Below are 14,748 nucleotides of genomic sequence, written 5' to 3'. Positions count from 1 at the left end.
AGCATGTTTCGGCTAATTGACTCCGGCTCACGGGACTAAATGATTGTGATCATTCCCCGGGATGACTACGCTGAGGTTCAAGGCAACTCATAATTGCGAGTGCCGCAGTAAAACTACTTAGAAGAGAAGTGAGGGCCCATGGGAATCTCTATCGCAAACGCCGCACTACGTTTGGTCAGTGGCGCATTCATTCTCAACAGCGGAATCAACAAGCTTCGCATTGACGAAGCTAGCGCAGCAGGACTGCAGCAGCTGGCCTCCAACGGCGTGCCGCAGTTGGGGCAGTTGGAACCAGCAGCCTTCGGTAAGGCGGTTTCGGTCTCCGAAATTGCACTGGGTAGCGCTTTGCTCCTGCCTATCATTCCTTCGCGACTTGCAGGTCTCGGCCTCGGAGCATTTTCAGGGGTACTGCTTGCTTCCTACTTGCGCACCCCGGGAATGACCGAATCTGATGGAATCCGCCCTACAAGTGACGGCACCGCTCTAGCCAAGGATGCTTGGCTTGCCGGTATCGCAGTAGCGCTGATCTTTGGTCGTCGCTCGGCGAAGCTGGCGAAGAAAAAGAAATAATTTAGCCTCCACGGTGAGCAAATTTCCAACTGACGCAAGTTTCAGCTGGGACTGCAAGCCTTCAGTAGTCACTTTCAGGTTTCGAACCAAAAGGAGAACCCATGGGTTTCTTGGATAATGCAAAGAAGAAGCTGGGCGAAGCAGTCGAGAACGTCAAGGAATTTGCCGGCGACGCTTCGGAGAACGTTAAAGAGTTCGCTGCTGACGCGTCTGAAAACGTGAAGGAATTCGCGGCCGACGCTTCGGAGAACGTGAAAGAATTTGCCGCCGATGCGCAGGAAAAGATCGGTGAAACCGTAGAGAAGGTCAAGGGCGAAGACAAGCCAGACCAATCTGCATAGTCGATTTTGACTGAGCAAAAACGGGGTAGGTTCCATGTGGAACCTACCCCGTTTTTGCGCTTTTTGAAGCTAAGAGACTTTCTTCTTTTCCGGGACGTTGAGGAAGACCACCACAAGTACCGCGGCAATAGCCACAAACCCAGGTAGCAGCAATGCCTGGCCCAGCCCCACGGCTGTCGCTTCAGGGATAGCCCCAGGACCCTGAGCCTGAACCTTGAGAATCTCAGCGGAAACGCGTGCTTCCATCATGACCGCAATGAGCGCAGAGCCTAGGACCGAACCGATCTGCCTGGTGGTGTTGTAAATACCTGAACCGGCCCCGGCATCCCTTGGAGTGAGATTTTTGGTTGCAGCGAGCGAAAGTGAAGGCCAGATCATTGCCGAACCGATACCTTGCACCGCCGAGGGGATCAGCAAGGTCCACAGGGCAATGTCCGCATGCATCATCAATGCGTAAGCTACGGTCGCGGTGCCGATCAGGAAGAACCCTGGTACCGCGAGGGTCCGAGGATTAAACCTGTTGACCGTTTTTCCCAGCACCGGTGCAATGAATATTGCCACGATGGCCATGGGGGAGATCATCAATGCAGATTGGGTCGGAGTCAGGCCCCGCACATTCTGCAGGAAGAACACCATCGGTAGAGCCATGGTAGAAATGGTCAGGCCCATGCAGGTGATGGCGATATTTGCCAGCGAAAAGTTACGAACCTTAAACAGCCGCAATGGAACCAGCGGTTCCTTGGCTGTCTTGGATTGCCACCAAATAAATACCGCGAAGAGCACCACACCTAGAGCGATTAGGTGCCACGAGCTCAGCGGGCCGATGAATGGCTCCCAATTAGTTGAGTCGCCCTCTTGGATGCCAAAGACCAATGCAAACATTGCCAGGGCGGAAAGCACTACGCCAACCCAGTCGAAGGAATGAGCTTGCGGTGCCAGGCGGGGAACAAATTTCAACAACATGATGAAGCTCAATACGGCGATTGGCAGGTTGATGAAGAAGATCCATTCCCAACCGACCGAGTCGACTAATAGTCCACCGGCAATTGGGCCTAGCAACGCGGCAATACCAGCGACGGCTCCCCAAAGCCCCATCGCGGCACCGCGGTGTTGGTAGGGAAATAGTCTGGTTATCAGCGTCATTGCCTGCGGCGAAATCATTGCCGCGCCGAGCCCTTGGACAGCACGGGCAATGGTGAGCGAAGCCAGCGAGTCCGACAGCCCGCACCACAGCGAAGCCAAAGCAAAGATCAGCAACCCGATGAGGTAAATATTGCGCGGACCAAAACGGTCACCGAGACGCCCGGTGATGAGCAGAGGCACCGCGAAGGTGAGCAGATAAGCACTGTTGATCCAAAGGATCCCAGAGATATCGGCATCCAGGGACTTCATGATGGCGGGCATCGCCGTCGATACAATGGTGGTGTCGAGCAGGATCATGAAGAAACCAATGACCAATGCCCAGAGGGCACGCCAAGCGGTTTTTCGGTCAAAGTCTGGCGGAGAGTTTACGATTTCAGGCACTGACCCAGAGTAATGCTTGCACAGTGAAACTAAAATGCATTATCCGACTTAGTCAGAGATTCAGTCGAAAGTCACAGTTCCTTCAATGCGGGTAGTGACATCCCCACTGACCCAAAGACCACTTTCGCTCGCTTCAATATGCAAGATTGCCTCGCGTCCCACGCGAGTGCCCTGGCGGACGGTGTAACGCTGCGGTGCCAACCCTGCCTTAGTCATCCACACGCCAAAACCGGCGTTGAGTGAACCCGTTGCGGGGTCCTCCTGGATGGCCTCACCAGAGACAAAAGCACGCACCTCAAAGTCTGCCGGTGGCTGAAGTACCACGGCGCCAAAGCGCTCCTCGGAACGAGTTTGATCCGAATAATCTAAGGGACGCAGTTCCTCGCGTGTCCCCGAAATACGCGGTAAGACGCTAGCCTGTGGCTGCCAGACACCTTGGGCCACGCTTGAGGCGGTGTAGGGGCCAATGACTCCGAGTTCCAACCCGTCAAGGGCCGCATAATCAGGCTCAATTCCCAGCACGAGGTCGGCGTCGCGAAGCAACAATCCGGCGTGGTGTGGTCCATTGACCAACCACTGATGGGCAATGACATCTTCTGAGTTAATCCCCAGCCCGGCAATTGCCCACTGCAAAACATCTTGCTCCAGGGGGCCGCTGCGGGTTAACGGTGGGGCAAGGAAGGCGAGGCGGCGCTCATGCTTTTCGCTGGCCTCGCGTTCAATCCGTACCTGAATCAAACCGGCATCACATTGCTGGAGTAGGTGGCCACTGGCTCCAGCCTGGCCTCCAGACTCAAGCCACGCATGCGCAGCACCTAGCGTAGGGTGCCCGGCAAAGGGCAGTTCGGTGGTCGGAGTAAAAATACGAATTGCGTAGTCGGCTTCGGGCTCTGTGGGCGTCACGAAGAAGACAGTCTCCGATAGATTCAGCCACTGGGCGAAGCGTTGCATTTGCATGGAATCGAGATGATCTGCCTCAAAGACAACGCCGAGCCCATTGCCGTTGAAGGCTGTGGGGGCAAAAACGTCAACCTGCTGATAGGCAAATGTGCGATACATATAAGCATCGTGGCACATTCTTCAGCAGGTTGACACGGTGTTACGCGGTGCGTCCGGTCATGACGGCAAGCTCATGGCTTAGGCACAGCTGGTTACCATTTGTGAGCAACATCGATCACCAAACGCGATCCTTGGTCCGGACCAGAAAGGACAAAGGCACGCATTGGCAGTCGTGCCCGAGTGGAGATGCCGATCTTGGTCTGACCTTCAAAACTTCCCAGCCAGAGCTGTTGGCGGAAGGTAGTGTAATTCAGTGTTTTGATGGTGGATCCGGGACGATAGCTGGTGCTGGTTCCGGACTTCAGCAGGATTTCCAGTTTGGCACCACCCGTGGTGGGTACCTCTTTCCCTGACCCGATTCCGGTCAGTGCGCTGACATACTTCACCGAATATCCATCGGGGTTACCGCTGAGATCTATCACCATCCGGTCAAAACAGGTATGGCGTCCGGTACGAATATTAGTCATCGTGGAAGAACTTGAGATGTTGGAGGTCTTGGATAAAGAACCCCAATAAACGGTTGGGCATCCGGCCGCGGCGGTAGCCACCGGAGCGGCCGAGGCTGCAGGGGCTACCGAGAGCATGCTCGCTGCTGCGAGAGCTGCGAGAAGTCCAAGTTTGGTGCGGCGCATATGAACCACCGGCTTTCTATCTGAGTGCGCCCTAGGGTCCGGCACGGACCCGTAAGACTACTAAAACCCGGTTTGCCAGTCGAAACAAGACGCCGGATCCAACTGGAATTGATCTGCTGCGTATCCGTGACGCGGTAGCCGGTGTTCGGGTATATCCAAGGTGTCGCTCAGCGTTCGGCTAGTCTCGTGTGACATGCTTTAACGATGTTGCCAAGCCCGTCTGCACCTATCGATACCACCGTCGACGAATTCGTTGAAGCCTCCGGGTTCCTGCCTCAATCGTTGCAATTTCTGGTTGTTGTCGCTGTTGGATTAATTTTTTCATCCATTCTTGCCTTCCTGATTACTGGCCTGACACATCGTATTTTTCAGCGCACCGGACTCGGTGACGTCAATGTGAAAAACGCGAGAATCCCGATTTTCGGTACCTTCGCATCGATTGTTCTCAAAATTTCGCTGTTGGCCTTCCACCGCGACATCAGCTCGTACAAGTTCTGGCAGTTTGTGCTGCTCATCTGTTTGGTGTTCTTCTTGACCTGGCTCATTATTGTGCTGGTCAAGGTTGTTGAGGAAGTTCTGCTGGCGCGCATCAGAGGCCGCTTTGGTCCGGGCCGCCGATTAGCAAAGGTCCAAACGCAGGTTGGTTTACTGCGCAGGGTACTTATTGCGGTGCTCTGCATCATCGCGGTAGCTGCCGTGCTGTTGACGATTGAACAGGTCAGAGCGCTAGGCGCAGGTCTTCTGGCCTCAGCTGGTCTTGCTTCGGTGGTTGTTGGTTTGGCGGTTCAGTCCTCGTTGGCCAACGTGTTTGCCGGCTTGCAGATTGCCTTTACCGACTCGGTGCGCGTGGATGACATTGTGGTGGTCGAAGCCGAACGCGGCACCGTTGAAGAGATAACTTTGACCTATGTGGTGGTGTTGCTCCTCGACGGACGGCGGATGATTCTGCCTTCCACACACTTCACCACCACGCCATTTGAAAACTGGTCGCGGCGCAGCACCGAGATTAGCGGCAACATCACCTTGCAATTGAAACTCAATGCGCCGATTGAATTCCTGCGTACGCGTACTACCGAATTGCTTGAATCTTCTGACTGGTGGGATGGACGCGATAATAGCCTGCTCGTGACAGACACCTTGGGCGGCTTGCAAACGGTAACCATTTATTTATCTGCCAGAAATCCTGGGGACCTGTGGAACCTGCGCAATATGCTGCGCGAAAAACTGCTGGGTGAACTGGTAGAGAGTTATCCAGAATGTCTGCCAGACCCGCGCACCATCCAGAACCCACCGCTATAGCCTGAAGTGGCGCTTCTGCGCCTTGGATATTTAGAGGCGCAGGGCTGCTGGACCGTAGTCCAGGTATTGCTGTTCGCGGGAAGTTGACTCGCGCAAGGCGGCAATGAGTTGCTCGGCCTTGTCGATGAGGTCTTGGATCATCGAGTCGTCTCGCTCGATCCAAAGAAACTCGGGGACCGCCTGAACCGGCACGAAGTTATAGTGCTGTTCCCAGACGAATAAGGTGCGTTGAGCGCCGATGACATGCTGCTGCCACAGGACCTGGCGAAGATAATTTTTAGGGATCCGCTTGAACGGCTTATTGGTGGTCTTGATTTCCGCCAATACCGGTGCGCCGTCTTGGTCAAAGCCCAAACCATCGGGGGTTGCCAAATGCAGCCGAGAATTTTGCGAGTGGAAAAGTTGTGACGAAGGGAAAATGTTGAAATTTTCCTGCACCCACGCGGCGATGACCGGCTCACGACGTCGACCGTGCTCTGTGTAAGTATTACCGGAGAACCCAGAACCGTAGAGCTTGTCCCAGGCGGCATTCCGAATGGATTTTTCCGTGGACAGCTTAGCTACATCAGTTGCGGTGATACCTTGTGACCGTGCCCGTAACCATTCAATACGGTTAGTGGAATCTGCCAACACTCGTTGGAAGCATTCATGGTCAACATTAGGCACACTAGTCACCTGAGCCATTCTTCCCCATGAAGTGGCTCATCCGGTGCAACATCGTGCTGAAACTTAGGTGAGCCTAGTCGCTGACATGGGCTATGGCAGTTAATAATTGCTGCAATGTTGGGGTGTCGGCGGCCCTGAACTTTTCTTCGCCTTGCACCAGCAATCGAATCACCGGTGTGGAAGTCACCGCCAATTCTTCGCCGCGGGCTACCTGTTCCACCACATCGATCTCCTCGACGCTGAGGAAGGGCAGCAGTTCCTCGGCACGGTGGACTACCTGCCGGGCGCGTACGCAGGGGGCACAAAATGGCTGGGTATAAATTTCGAGCAGCATCACCAACGAGCCTACCTCCAGTCGTTTAGCCAGGAGGAATGTTGGCTCTCCTACCGGAGGATGAGTTCGCCCACGGACAACTCCATCGGTGCTCCGATGTGCCTGGCCTCCGCGATTGGGAACATTAGATTATGCTTCAGAATTCGTATGTATCCAATCCAATTATTTCAGCCCGCCGGTTGCTCAGAAGTTACGGCAGCACCCATGCCCTCAACGGAATTGACGTTGATATCGCGGCCGGGACCGCGGTCGCTATTATGGGTCCTTCCGGCTCAGGCAAGTCCACCTTGCTGCACGCATTGGCGGGCATCGAGTTACCCGATTCGGGCACCGTCACCCTGAACCTGCCGGGCAAAGCGCCGGTTGAGGTTGACGGGCTTGGCGACACCGCAAGAACCAAATTGCGCCGCGAAGCCTTTGGTTTCGTTTTTCAATCCGGACTGTTGATTCCGGAGCTAACAGCCGAAGAAAACGTGGCGATGGCTTTGATGGTCAACGGCGTACCACGCACCGCAGCAATCGCGCGTTCCGTGGATGCCTTGCAGCAATTGGGGTTAGCCGGAATGGAACAGCGCCGCATCGGTCAGCTCTCCGGTGGACAGCAACAGCGTGTAGCAATCGCACGAGCGCAGGTGACTGGCGCGAGCATAGTCTTTGCCGATGAGCCTACGGGCGCCTTGGATTCGGTCACCGGCAGCGAAGTTCTGGATATCTTGATGCAGTGCACCGTGGGGATGGGTAAAAGTCTGGTGATGGTCACCCATGACCGGCAGGTGGCCCAACGCTGCCACCGGATCCTGACGCTGCAAGACGGCAAGATCACCGCGGATGACTCAGTTGTTCAGGGGCCGCGTTCATGAATACCTTGCATATGGCGTGGATGCTCGCGCGCCCGAGTAATTCCGGGCGGATAGTACAACTGCTGACAGTTAGCGCCTACACCATGGTCAGCGCCATGGTGCTGATAGTACTTGGCGGTGCCTGGTCATTTACCAAGCTTGAAAGTGAAGCGCAAGGGTTCTACATTCCTTTAGCCGCGTTTGCGCTGGTGCTGTTGATTGTTCCGTTGCTGGTCTTAGGCTCCTCGGCTGCCAAACTTTCGGCTCGCGCTCAAGACCGTGCCTTATCTTCGTTGCGTCTCTTGGGAGCCACCGGATTCCAGGTCCGTGCGGTTGCGGTGATTCAGGCTGGCGCTACGGCGCTTATTGGCGCAATCTGCGGGGTGGTGCTGTATTTGGCGCTGGCCCCGGCGGTAGCGCGGGTGAAGTTCCAGGGTGAAGCGATTGGCACGGCGATCTTCCTTCCTCCGATGGCAACGGGCGCGGCAGTACTCGCGGTGTTGCTGCTCTCGGTGGTGAGCGCACTGGCCGGTCTGCGCAAGTTGGTCATTACTCCGTTGGCGGTGGCTACCCGGCGTTCGGCACCGATGCCTAGCTGGATGCGCGCGGTTATCGCGATCGGTAGCATCGTGGTGATCTACACGTTGTTCTCCAAGGTCGGTCTGCTGCCGGTGGGCTTAGGCGTCCTGATCGCCATCATCATTTCCGGATTTGGGGTGGGCCTGCTGGCGCTAAACCTGATTGGGCCTTGGCTTGTAGCGAAGGTGGGCAAAGCGAAACTGAAGAAGGCCGAGAATCCCGAACAGCTGCTGGCCGCTCGCATGATTCTGGAGTCGCCCAGTGGCGCTTGGCGTCAGGTATCGGGTGTGGCCATGGCTGCCTTCGTTGCGGTAATCGGTGGTTCCGGGGCGGCGATGTTTGCGTTTTCGGAAAATGATATGGCCAGCTCATGGGAGTTGTACCTGGGCACTGACGTGTTAACCGGAGTGCTGGTGACGCTGAGCATCTCCTTGATATGTGTGGCCATCTCGGCTGCAATTAGCCAATGTGCCGGTACCTTGGATCGTCAAGATCTATATTTGGGGCTTCATCGATTGGGCGTTGATTTAGGCGTAGTCAACAAGGCACGAGTTAAAAGCGTGATGATTCCTGCATTGACGGTGGCCATAGGTTTTACCGTGGCTTCTGCGGTGCTGGTGCTGCCCTTCGCATCGTTGGCACTGCTCCTGAAACCACTGACCGTAGCCACGGTGCTGCTCGTCTTGCTTGCGGGGTTGCTGGTGATCCGGTTGTCACTGAACATCGCTGACCCACGCAGGTTGCTGGCAGATCATTCCGGTCGATAACGGTAGGTGACGTCTGAGGTAAGGGCTAGCTCAGCTGTCCTGGCGGTAAGTAACGTGGATTACATATCCTTGATGTTGCGTATTGAAGTGCGATCGGCGTAAAGTTGCATGCGGTTCACATAGGTTTACCTAACCTAAGTGCCGGTTATTTTATGACAACTCGCAACGTCTGGATTATGACCCATGAAAATTACGCGTCGTGCTGGCCTACTGGCCGCAACCTCCGCAATCTTGGCACTTGGCCTGAGCGCCTGTGGCTCGACCTCAGAGCCTAAGAGTTCGGATTCCGCTGAATCGAGCTTCTCTCCGGTGAGTATCAAAAATATTTACGGCGAAACCCAAATTACCGAGAAGCCTGAGAAGGTAGCGACGATTTCATGGGCCAACGCCGATGCGGTACTAGCTCTGGGAACCGTGCCGGTCGGCATGGACATCGATGCTTACGGGCAGAACGCTAACAACTCGACGGACTGGAAGGATGCCAAGCTAGAAGAGCTTGGTGCTCCTCTCGGCTCGGAGAACGCACCGGTACAGTACAAGATCGGTGACGACCTTGACTACACCGGAATCGCGGCGAGCAAGCCCGACGTCATCTTCGCCCCGTATTCGGGCTTGACGAAGGAACAGTACGAGAAGCTACAGGGAATCGCACCAGTAGTCGGCCCGATTAAGCCGAACTACACCACCAGCTGGGAAGAGACCACCGAAGCCGCCGGCCAGATGCTCGGCAAGGCAGACGAGGCCGACGCGCTGGTCAAGAAAATCGAAGGTGAACTGGCACAGGTTGGCGAGGACAACGAGGCCTTAAAAGACACCACCTTCATCGCTGCGGACCTCTCCGCACCGGACACCGCATACGTGTACTCCGAAGGGGACACCCGTCCACGCTTCCTGTCCGCCTTGGGTATGACGCAGGCAGACTACGTCCAGAAGAACGCCGCGAAGGACACCTTCTTCTTCACCGTGTCCCCTGAAAAGGTCAACGAGTGGGACGCAGATATCGTCTTCGCCTCTGCTCTTGCTGGCAACAGCGTAGATGACATCGTCAAGGCTCAGCCACTGTATGGTCAGATCCCTGCGGTGAAGAATAAGGCAGTGGCTCTCCCGGGAGATGACCAGGCCACCTTGGCCATCTCCGCAGCTTCGCCGCTGTCCATTGAATGGGCGTTGGAGCACGTGGTGCCAAAAATCGTCACGGCTGCCGAAAACGCAGCGGCCGCCAAGTAACGACTAAGGATTTAAGCCTAGATAGTGCAATTGCGCTTCCAAGGAACGGCTAGCTGCGCCCACCAAGCGCGCATCGAGGCCGGGGTAGACAAGTTCCAGCAATTGCGCTGGTGCTACGTCAGCCCCGGCCTTGCCGAGTTTGTCCATGGCCGCACGCACCTGGTCCAACCGCGATTCGCGATGCGTCAGATAATTCTGAAGCAACGGATGGGATACCTCATGTTGCTCACCATGCGCCGGATGCAATGCCATATCCGGCATCGCCAACAGCCGCTGCAGCGAAGCCAAATAATCGGCCAAGGTCCCATCGGGATGTTCCAAAATAGTCGTGCCGCGGCCCAGTACGGTGTCGCCAGTGAACAAATGGGAAGTTTCGCCCCGGCGGATAAAGCACACCGAGTCCGAAGTGTGTCCCGGGGTGAAAACCACCTGAACTTCAATTCCTGCGGCCTCGGTGACTTCCAAGTCTTCAAGGACCTCCGCATCCCGGCAATGCTCTTCGAGGCGGGCGCGCACCGGTGCCCCGGTCAACCTGTGCAAGGTATCAATTCCGCCGGTATGATCCGCATGCCGGTGGGTGATCAGCACCAGCTGGATATCGAAGGCCGCCAAGGCCTGCAAATGGACCTGAAGATCAGGGCCCGGGTCAATGAGAACTGCTGGGGTTCGCACAGTCAGCTCGGTGCAGGTTGGATCAAAGAGCAAATAAGAATTGGTCCCGTCCAACGTCATTTCCGAAGGATTCTCGGCGCGCAGCAGGCCGACGCCAGGGGCGATAATAGTGGGCAAGGGAAGATGAGCCATAGCAACGAGTGTAGGAAGCAATGACCGCGACTAAAAGTATTACGCCCCATGCAGGGCAAGAGAAGTCGCCGAAGGCAGGTAGAAAGCTCACCTCCTTCCTCTTACTTTTCCTCTTTTTAGCTCTGGCGGTCTTCGCCTCGTTGCTTCTGGGAGCCCGGAGCGTCTCGCTGGATACCGTCACCGACGCTATCTGGAATTTTGATCCAACCAATGGGGACCAGGGTGTGGTTGCTTCGCGCTTTGCCCGCACGGTCGGTGCCATTGTGGTCGGTGCAGCGTTGGGATTGGCTGGCGCCGGGCTGCAGGGGCTGACCCGCAACCCACTGGCAGATACCGGGATCCTGGGGTTGAACGCCGGGTCTTCGATGAGTGTGGTGTTAGCGATCGGCTTCCTCGGGGTAAGCTCGCTCGCCGGAATTATGGCCGCCGCTTTTATCGGGGCAGCGGTAGTGATGATCCTGGTTTATCTCGTGGCCAATGTGGGACGCGAGGGAGCCACCCCCATCAAGCTCGCCCTGGGCGGTGCCGCCTTGGCCGTGGGCGTCGGAGCGGTCACCAATGCGATCCTGATGATCTCAGATTCCACCTTGGACCGATTCCGCATGTGGCAGATCGGCTCGCTGTCCACCACCGGAATTGATACCTTCCTCAGCGCCATTCCCGTCGTGGCCATCGGGGCACTGATTGTGCTGTCCACTGCGAAGGTTTCCAACGCCGTTTCCATGGGGGATGACACGGCGACCGCGTTGGGCTTCAACCTGGGCCGTGCCCGGGTGATCGGTTCGGTAGGTGTGGTGGTGCTGGCCGGCACCGCCACCGCGGTAGCAGGCCCGATTGCCTTTGTGGGCCTGATGATTCCCCACGCGGTGCGGCTATTGGTCGGCTCGGATTACCGTTGGCTGATGCCTGCCTGTTTAATTGCCGGACCGATTTTGCTGCTGGTGGCCGATACCGTGGGACGGATCATCGCGCCACCAAGCGAAATTCAGGTGGGCGTCATGTGCGCCATGCTCGGCGGACCGATCTTTATCATCATGATGCGCAGCGGGATGAAGTCGGTGAGCCTGTGAGCTCAAAAGAGATAACCTCAACGGCCAACGGGCTGGACGCAGATAATTCAACGAGAGCCGCTGACAGGTCACGTCGCGTGCGCCGCAGTGCGCTGTGGATGGCACTAGCTATCCTGGCCACCGCATTGGCTTATCTGTTCTGGGGCCGTGACCGGCTCCCTGCGCTGGAAGTGCTTCAGGTACTTGGCGGAGATAAGGTCCCCGGAACAAGCTTCATCATCATGTCCGACCGTCTGCCACGCCTGGCTGTCGGCGCTCTGGCGGGCGCCGGATTGGGTATTTCCGGTGCCCTATTCCAACGCTGGCTGGGCAACCCGTTGGCCAGCCCCGATGTGATCGGTGTGGGCTACGGCGCCTCGGCGGCCGCGGTCTTTGCGATGATTGTCTTGGGCTACAACGACTGGAAGCTCACCGTCTTTGCGCTGGCAGGCGGCCTGCTGGTTGCCGCGCTGATCTATTGGCTTTCGGCCTCGGGAAAACGTACCGGCTCCCGGCTGATCCTTGCCGGTCTGGCCATTGGGTCCATGCTGCAGGCACTGATTCAATATTTGCTGACCCAAGCGCAGCTCAATACCGCAAGCGATGTGATGCACTGGCTGACCGGCTCGCTTTCTTCGAGCAATTGGGACAGTGCACTGCTGCTCTTGGTTCCGCTGGGAATTATTGCAGTCTTCTTACTTCCCTTCGTCTTGCGCCAGCTGAAGATGCTTGAACTGGGGGAGGATACCGCTGCGGCTCTGGGCCTGAATGTGAGTTGGGCTCGGGTGCTATTGGTTTTTGTCGCGGTGGCAATGGGGGCCTTACCCATTGCGGTGACCGGGCCCTTGGCCTTTGTGGCATTTTTGGCGGGACCTATTAGCGCCGCACTATCACGGGGTCCCATCAATATTCCGTTGGCGGCGCTGACCGGAGCAACACTGGTGATCGTTGCCAACTTCTTTGCCGCGAACTTGTTCGCAGATCTTTCATTGCCGGTAGGAGTTATCACCGGCGCATTCGGCGCACCGTTTCTGATTTGGATACTGGTGCGGACAAATTCAACAGGAAGCGGGGGATAACCCATGGCCCAACTTCAGGCAAACGATCTGACCCTGGCCTATGACAAGGTCACTATCGTCGATGAACTGTCCTTGGATATCCCCACCGGGGAAGTGACCATCGTGGTGGGGGCTAACGGCTGTGGCAAGTCCACGCTGCTGCGCGCCCTATCGCGGCTGCTCAAACCTGCCGGTGGCAAGGTACTACTGGACGGCCAAGATATTCATACTAAACCGGCCAAGGAAGTCGCCAAGACGTTGGGCTTGCTGCCGCAGTCACCGACGGCACCGGACGGTATCACCGCCCGTGAGCTGATCAGCCGTGGACGCTACCCGCATCAGGGACTGTTCAAACGTTTCTCCGCCGAGGACGAGGCGTCGGTTAACCGCGCGCTGGAACTGACCGGGACCATGGAGCTGGCGGACCGTGCGGTGGATGAGCTTTCCGGCGGTCAACGTCAACGCGTATGGATTGCAATGGCCCTGGCCCAGGAAACCGAGTTGCTGCTCCTTGATGAACCAACCACATTCTTAGATGTTGCACATCAGCTTGAAGTACTCGATGTGATTAGTGAGCTCAACCGCACCCGCGGAATCACGGTGGTCATTGTGCTCCATGATCTGAACCTCGCTGCACGCTACGCAGATCATTTGGTGGCCTTGCGTGAAGGAAAAATTTACGCCGCCGGCCACCCCAACGAGATAGTCACCGAGCGCACCGTCAAAGACGTCTTTGGCATGCCAAGCCGGGTGATCCCAGACCCGGTCGCCGGCACTCCTTTGGTATTGCCTATCGGACGCCACCGGGTGTTGCGCACCGAAAATGTGCTCGCCGCCCAAGGCATCGTGCGCTCTCCAGAATCTGTTGAACTGACCAAACCGGCAGTCAAGCACGAACCTACGGTAGCCGGCGAACTCCAAACGCCGACCTCAGCTGCGCCGGAAGATGAGTCAGCGCAGCTTCGTCCAGGCGCCGAACACCTTTCCACCCTGGCCTACCAGTGCATGGTGATGCGCACACAGGATCTCACCCCTGCCTTCCGCCGCATCACCGTGGGAGGCACCGATCTATCGCACTTCGGCACCAACAGCCACCCGCTGGATATGCGCATCAAGCTTTTGCTGCCACCTGCCGGTGGATCGGCACTCACCGCGGAGATCGCCGCGTTGCGTCCCGAGGCATTGTCCAGTCCGGCGGGGCAGGAAGGATGGTACCGGCGCTGGCTTTCCATCGATCCGGCTTCCCGTGGGTATATGCGCACGTACACCGTTCGCGCCTTCCGCGAGGTGGGACACCGCGACAACCTCGGCGACACCGCGGAGCTGGATATCGACTTTGTCATGCATGGGCAGGTAGTCAACGGTGCGCTGCAAGGCGGGCCGGCGACCGAATTTGCGGACAGGGCCCAGGTTGGCGATGAACTGCTCTTACTCGGTCCGAACCGGGCCCTGAGTGATGAGACCTATGGGGGTATTGAATTCCGCCCCGGCGGCGCTCGGCGTGTAGTGCTCGCCGGAGATGAAACCGCAGCCCCTGCAATCTGCGCAATTTTGGAAGCATTGCCTGCCAATGTCACCGGGCATGCCCTGATTGAGGTTCCGGATACCGACGATATCCTGGGCGCCTCCACCCGTTCAGGCGTTTCGGTGCAGTGGCTGACGCGCGGAACCAACGAGCATGGGGTGCTGCTTGCCGCAGCGGTGAAAGACGTCGTGGCAATTCCAGCGGCCGGGGCGGTGCACACCGATGCGGATCCAGAAGATATCGATATCGATGAGCAGATCCTCTGGGAGACCGGGGCGGCAGAATCCGCACCGTTCTACGCCTGGATTGCGGGTGAAGCAGGGATGGTCAAGGAACTGCGTCGTTACCTAGTGCGTGAGGCAGGGATAAATCGCAAGCAGGTGGCCTTCATGGGGTACTGGCGCCGGGGTAAAACAGAGAACTAATCCAGACGGAAAATGGGTGGTTCCGCAGGCAACTACATTGCCTGTGGAGC

15 protein-coding genes are annotated in these 14,748 nt (G+C 57.1%); 9 read left to right on the top strand and 6 right to left on the bottom strand.

Annotated features, from left to right (window positions below):
* Positions 1–138: 138 nt before the first annotated feature.
* Positions 139–570, top strand: coding sequence for a DoxX family membrane protein (locus tag VJ369_RS04935; RefSeq protein WP_096255658.1), 432 nt, complete (start codon positions 139–141; stop codon positions 568–570).
* Positions 571–671: 101 nt separating this feature from the next.
* Positions 672–911 (top strand): hypothetical protein, encoded by a 240-nt coding sequence (locus VJ369_RS04930; protein WP_096255656.1) that lies wholly within the window; start codon positions 672–674, stop codon positions 909–911.
* Positions 912–980: 69 nt separating this feature from the next.
* Here the strand turns inward: VJ369_RS04930 and VJ369_RS04925 are convergent, their stop codons facing one another.
* The 3 genes from VJ369_RS04925 to VJ369_RS04915 all read right to left on the bottom strand — a co-directional run bounded on the left by VJ369_RS04925 (position 981) and on the right by VJ369_RS04915 (position 4,126).
* Positions 981–2,435 (bottom strand): DHA2 family efflux MFS transporter permease subunit, encoded by a 1,455-nt coding sequence (locus VJ369_RS04925; RefSeq protein WP_324091010.1) that lies wholly within the window; start codon positions 2,433–2,435, stop codon positions 981–983.
* 60 nt (positions 2,436–2,495) lie between these two features.
* Positions 2,496–3,494 carry a PhzF family phenazine biosynthesis protein gene (locus VJ369_RS04920; protein ID WP_324091009.1) on the bottom strand — a complete coding sequence of 333 codons (999 nt, stop codon included), beginning with the start codon at positions 3,492–3,494 and terminating at the stop codon, positions 2,496–2,498.
* A gap of 92 nt (positions 3,495–3,586) precedes the next feature.
* A complete protein-coding gene (locus VJ369_RS04915; RefSeq protein ID WP_324091008.1) occupies positions 3,587–4,126 on the bottom strand; it encodes an AMIN-like domain-containing (lipo)protein in 540 nt (179 codons plus the stop codon).
* Between the two features lie 204 nt (positions 4,127–4,330).
* Here VJ369_RS04915 and VJ369_RS04910 point away from each other — a divergent pair, with 204 nt between their 5' ends.
* Entirely contained in the window at positions 4,331–5,425 is a 1,095-nt protein-coding gene (locus tag VJ369_RS04910) for a mechanosensitive ion channel family protein (protein WP_324091007.1), read from the top strand.
* Positions 5,426–5,455: 30 nt separating this feature from the next.
* Here the strand turns inward: VJ369_RS04910 and VJ369_RS04905 are convergent, their stop codons facing one another.
* Positions 5,456–6,100, bottom strand: a complete 645-nt coding sequence (locus VJ369_RS04905; protein ID WP_229676922.1) for a YqaJ viral recombinase family protein — start codon at positions 6,098–6,100, stop codon at positions 5,456–5,458.
* Positions 6,101–6,164: 64 nt separating this feature from the next.
* The gene (locus tag VJ369_RS04900) at positions 6,165–6,425 is read right to left on the bottom strand and encodes a thioredoxin (protein WP_324091006.1); all 261 of its coding nucleotides are present in this window, start codon (positions 6,423–6,425) and stop codon (positions 6,165–6,167) included.
* 131 nt (positions 6,426–6,556) lie between these two features.
* Between VJ369_RS04900 and VJ369_RS04895 the strand changes: the two genes are divergently transcribed.
* From VJ369_RS04895 to VJ369_RS04885, 3 genes are all read left to right on the top strand, one after another.
* Positions 6,557–7,285, top strand: coding sequence for an ABC transporter ATP-binding protein (locus tag VJ369_RS04895; protein WP_324091005.1), 729 nt, complete (start codon positions 6,557–6,559; stop codon positions 7,283–7,285).
* The gene (locus VJ369_RS04890) at positions 7,282–8,610 is read left to right on the top strand and encodes an FtsX-like permease family protein (RefSeq protein WP_324091004.1); all 1,329 of its coding nucleotides are present in this window, start codon (positions 7,282–7,284) and stop codon (positions 8,608–8,610) included. Before VJ369_RS04895 ends, VJ369_RS04890 begins: the two co-directional genes overlap by 4 nt.
* Before the next feature lie 183 nt (positions 8,611–8,793).
* A complete protein-coding gene (locus VJ369_RS04885) occupies positions 8,794–9,837 on the top strand; it encodes an ABC transporter substrate-binding protein (protein WP_324091003.1) in 1,044 nt (347 codons plus the stop codon).
* Positions 9,838–9,840: 3 nt separating this feature from the next.
* Here the strand turns inward: VJ369_RS04885 and VJ369_RS04880 are convergent, their stop codons facing one another.
* Positions 9,841–10,626, bottom strand: a complete 786-nt coding sequence (locus tag VJ369_RS04880; RefSeq protein ID WP_324091002.1) for an MBL fold metallo-hydrolase — start codon at positions 10,624–10,626, stop codon at positions 9,841–9,843.
* Positions 10,627–10,661: 35 nt separating this feature from the next.
* Between VJ369_RS04880 and VJ369_RS04875 the strand changes: the two genes are divergently transcribed.
* Genes VJ369_RS04875 through VJ369_RS04865 form a run of 3 tightly spaced genes read left to right on the top strand, consistent with a single transcriptional unit; the run spans position 10,662 to position 14,698 of the window.
* Entirely contained in the window at positions 10,662–11,711 is a 1,050-nt protein-coding gene (locus VJ369_RS04875) for a FecCD family ABC transporter permease (protein WP_324091001.1), read from the top strand.
* The gene (locus VJ369_RS04870; RefSeq protein WP_324091000.1) at positions 11,708–12,769 is read left to right on the top strand and encodes an iron ABC transporter permease; all 1,062 of its coding nucleotides are present in this window, start codon (positions 11,708–11,710) and stop codon (positions 12,767–12,769) included. The genes VJ369_RS04875 and VJ369_RS04870 overlap by 4 nt, the downstream gene beginning before the upstream one ends.
* Before the next feature lie 3 nt (positions 12,770–12,772).
* Positions 12,773–14,698 (top strand): SIP domain-containing protein, encoded by a 1,926-nt coding sequence (locus VJ369_RS04865; protein ID WP_324090999.1) that lies wholly within the window; start codon positions 12,773–12,775, stop codon positions 14,696–14,698.
* Positions 14,699–14,748 lie beyond the last annotated feature (50 nt).

It is taken from the genome of Glutamicibacter sp., from assembly GCF_035257265.1.
Classification (GTDB): domain Bacteria; phylum Actinomycetota; class Actinomycetes; order Actinomycetales; family Micrococcaceae; genus Glutamicibacter.
The sequence above is the reverse complement of the archived record's forward strand: the minus strand, read 5'-3'. Positions and strand labels throughout refer to the sequence as shown.

Bases quoted from the DNA above. Each gene is read 5' to 3' on its own strand.
- VJ369_RS04930 (WP_096255656.1), top strand. From the start codon at position 672: ATGGGTTTCTTGGATAATGCAAAGAAGAAGCTGGGCGAAGCAGTCGAG.
- VJ369_RS04900 (WP_324091006.1), bottom strand. From the start codon at position 6,425: ATGCTGCTCGAAATTTATACCCAGCCATTTTGTGCCCCCTGCGTACGC.
- VJ369_RS04895 (WP_324091005.1), top strand. From the start codon at position 6,557: ATGCTTCAGAATTCGTATGTATCCAATCCAATTATTTCAGCCCGCCGG.
- VJ369_RS04935 (WP_096255658.1), top strand. From the start codon at position 139: ATGGGAATCTCTATCGCAAACGCCGCACTACGTTTGGTCAGTGGCGCA.
- VJ369_RS04920 (WP_324091009.1), bottom strand. From the start codon at position 3,494: ATGTATCGCACATTTGCCTATCAGCAGGTTGACGTTTTTGCCCCCACA.
- VJ369_RS04885 (WP_324091003.1), top strand. From the start codon at position 8,794: ATGAAAATTACGCGTCGTGCTGGCCTACTGGCCGCAACCTCCGCAATC.
- VJ369_RS04890 (WP_324091004.1), top strand. From the start codon at position 7,282: ATGAATACCTTGCATATGGCGTGGATGCTCGCGCGCCCGAGTAATTCC.
- VJ369_RS04865 (WP_324090999.1), top strand. From the start codon at position 12,773: ATGGCCCAACTTCAGGCAAACGATCTGACCCTGGCCTATGACAAGGTC.
- VJ369_RS04910 (WP_324091007.1), top strand. From the start codon at position 4,331: ATGTTGCCAAGCCCGTCTGCACCTATCGATACCACCGTCGACGAATTC.
- VJ369_RS04915 (WP_324091008.1), bottom strand. From the start codon at position 4,126: ATGCGCCGCACCAAACTTGGACTTCTCGCAGCTCTCGCAGCAGCGAGC.
- VJ369_RS04875 (WP_324091001.1), top strand. From the start codon at position 10,662: ATGACCGCGACTAAAAGTATTACGCCCCATGCAGGGCAAGAGAAGTCG.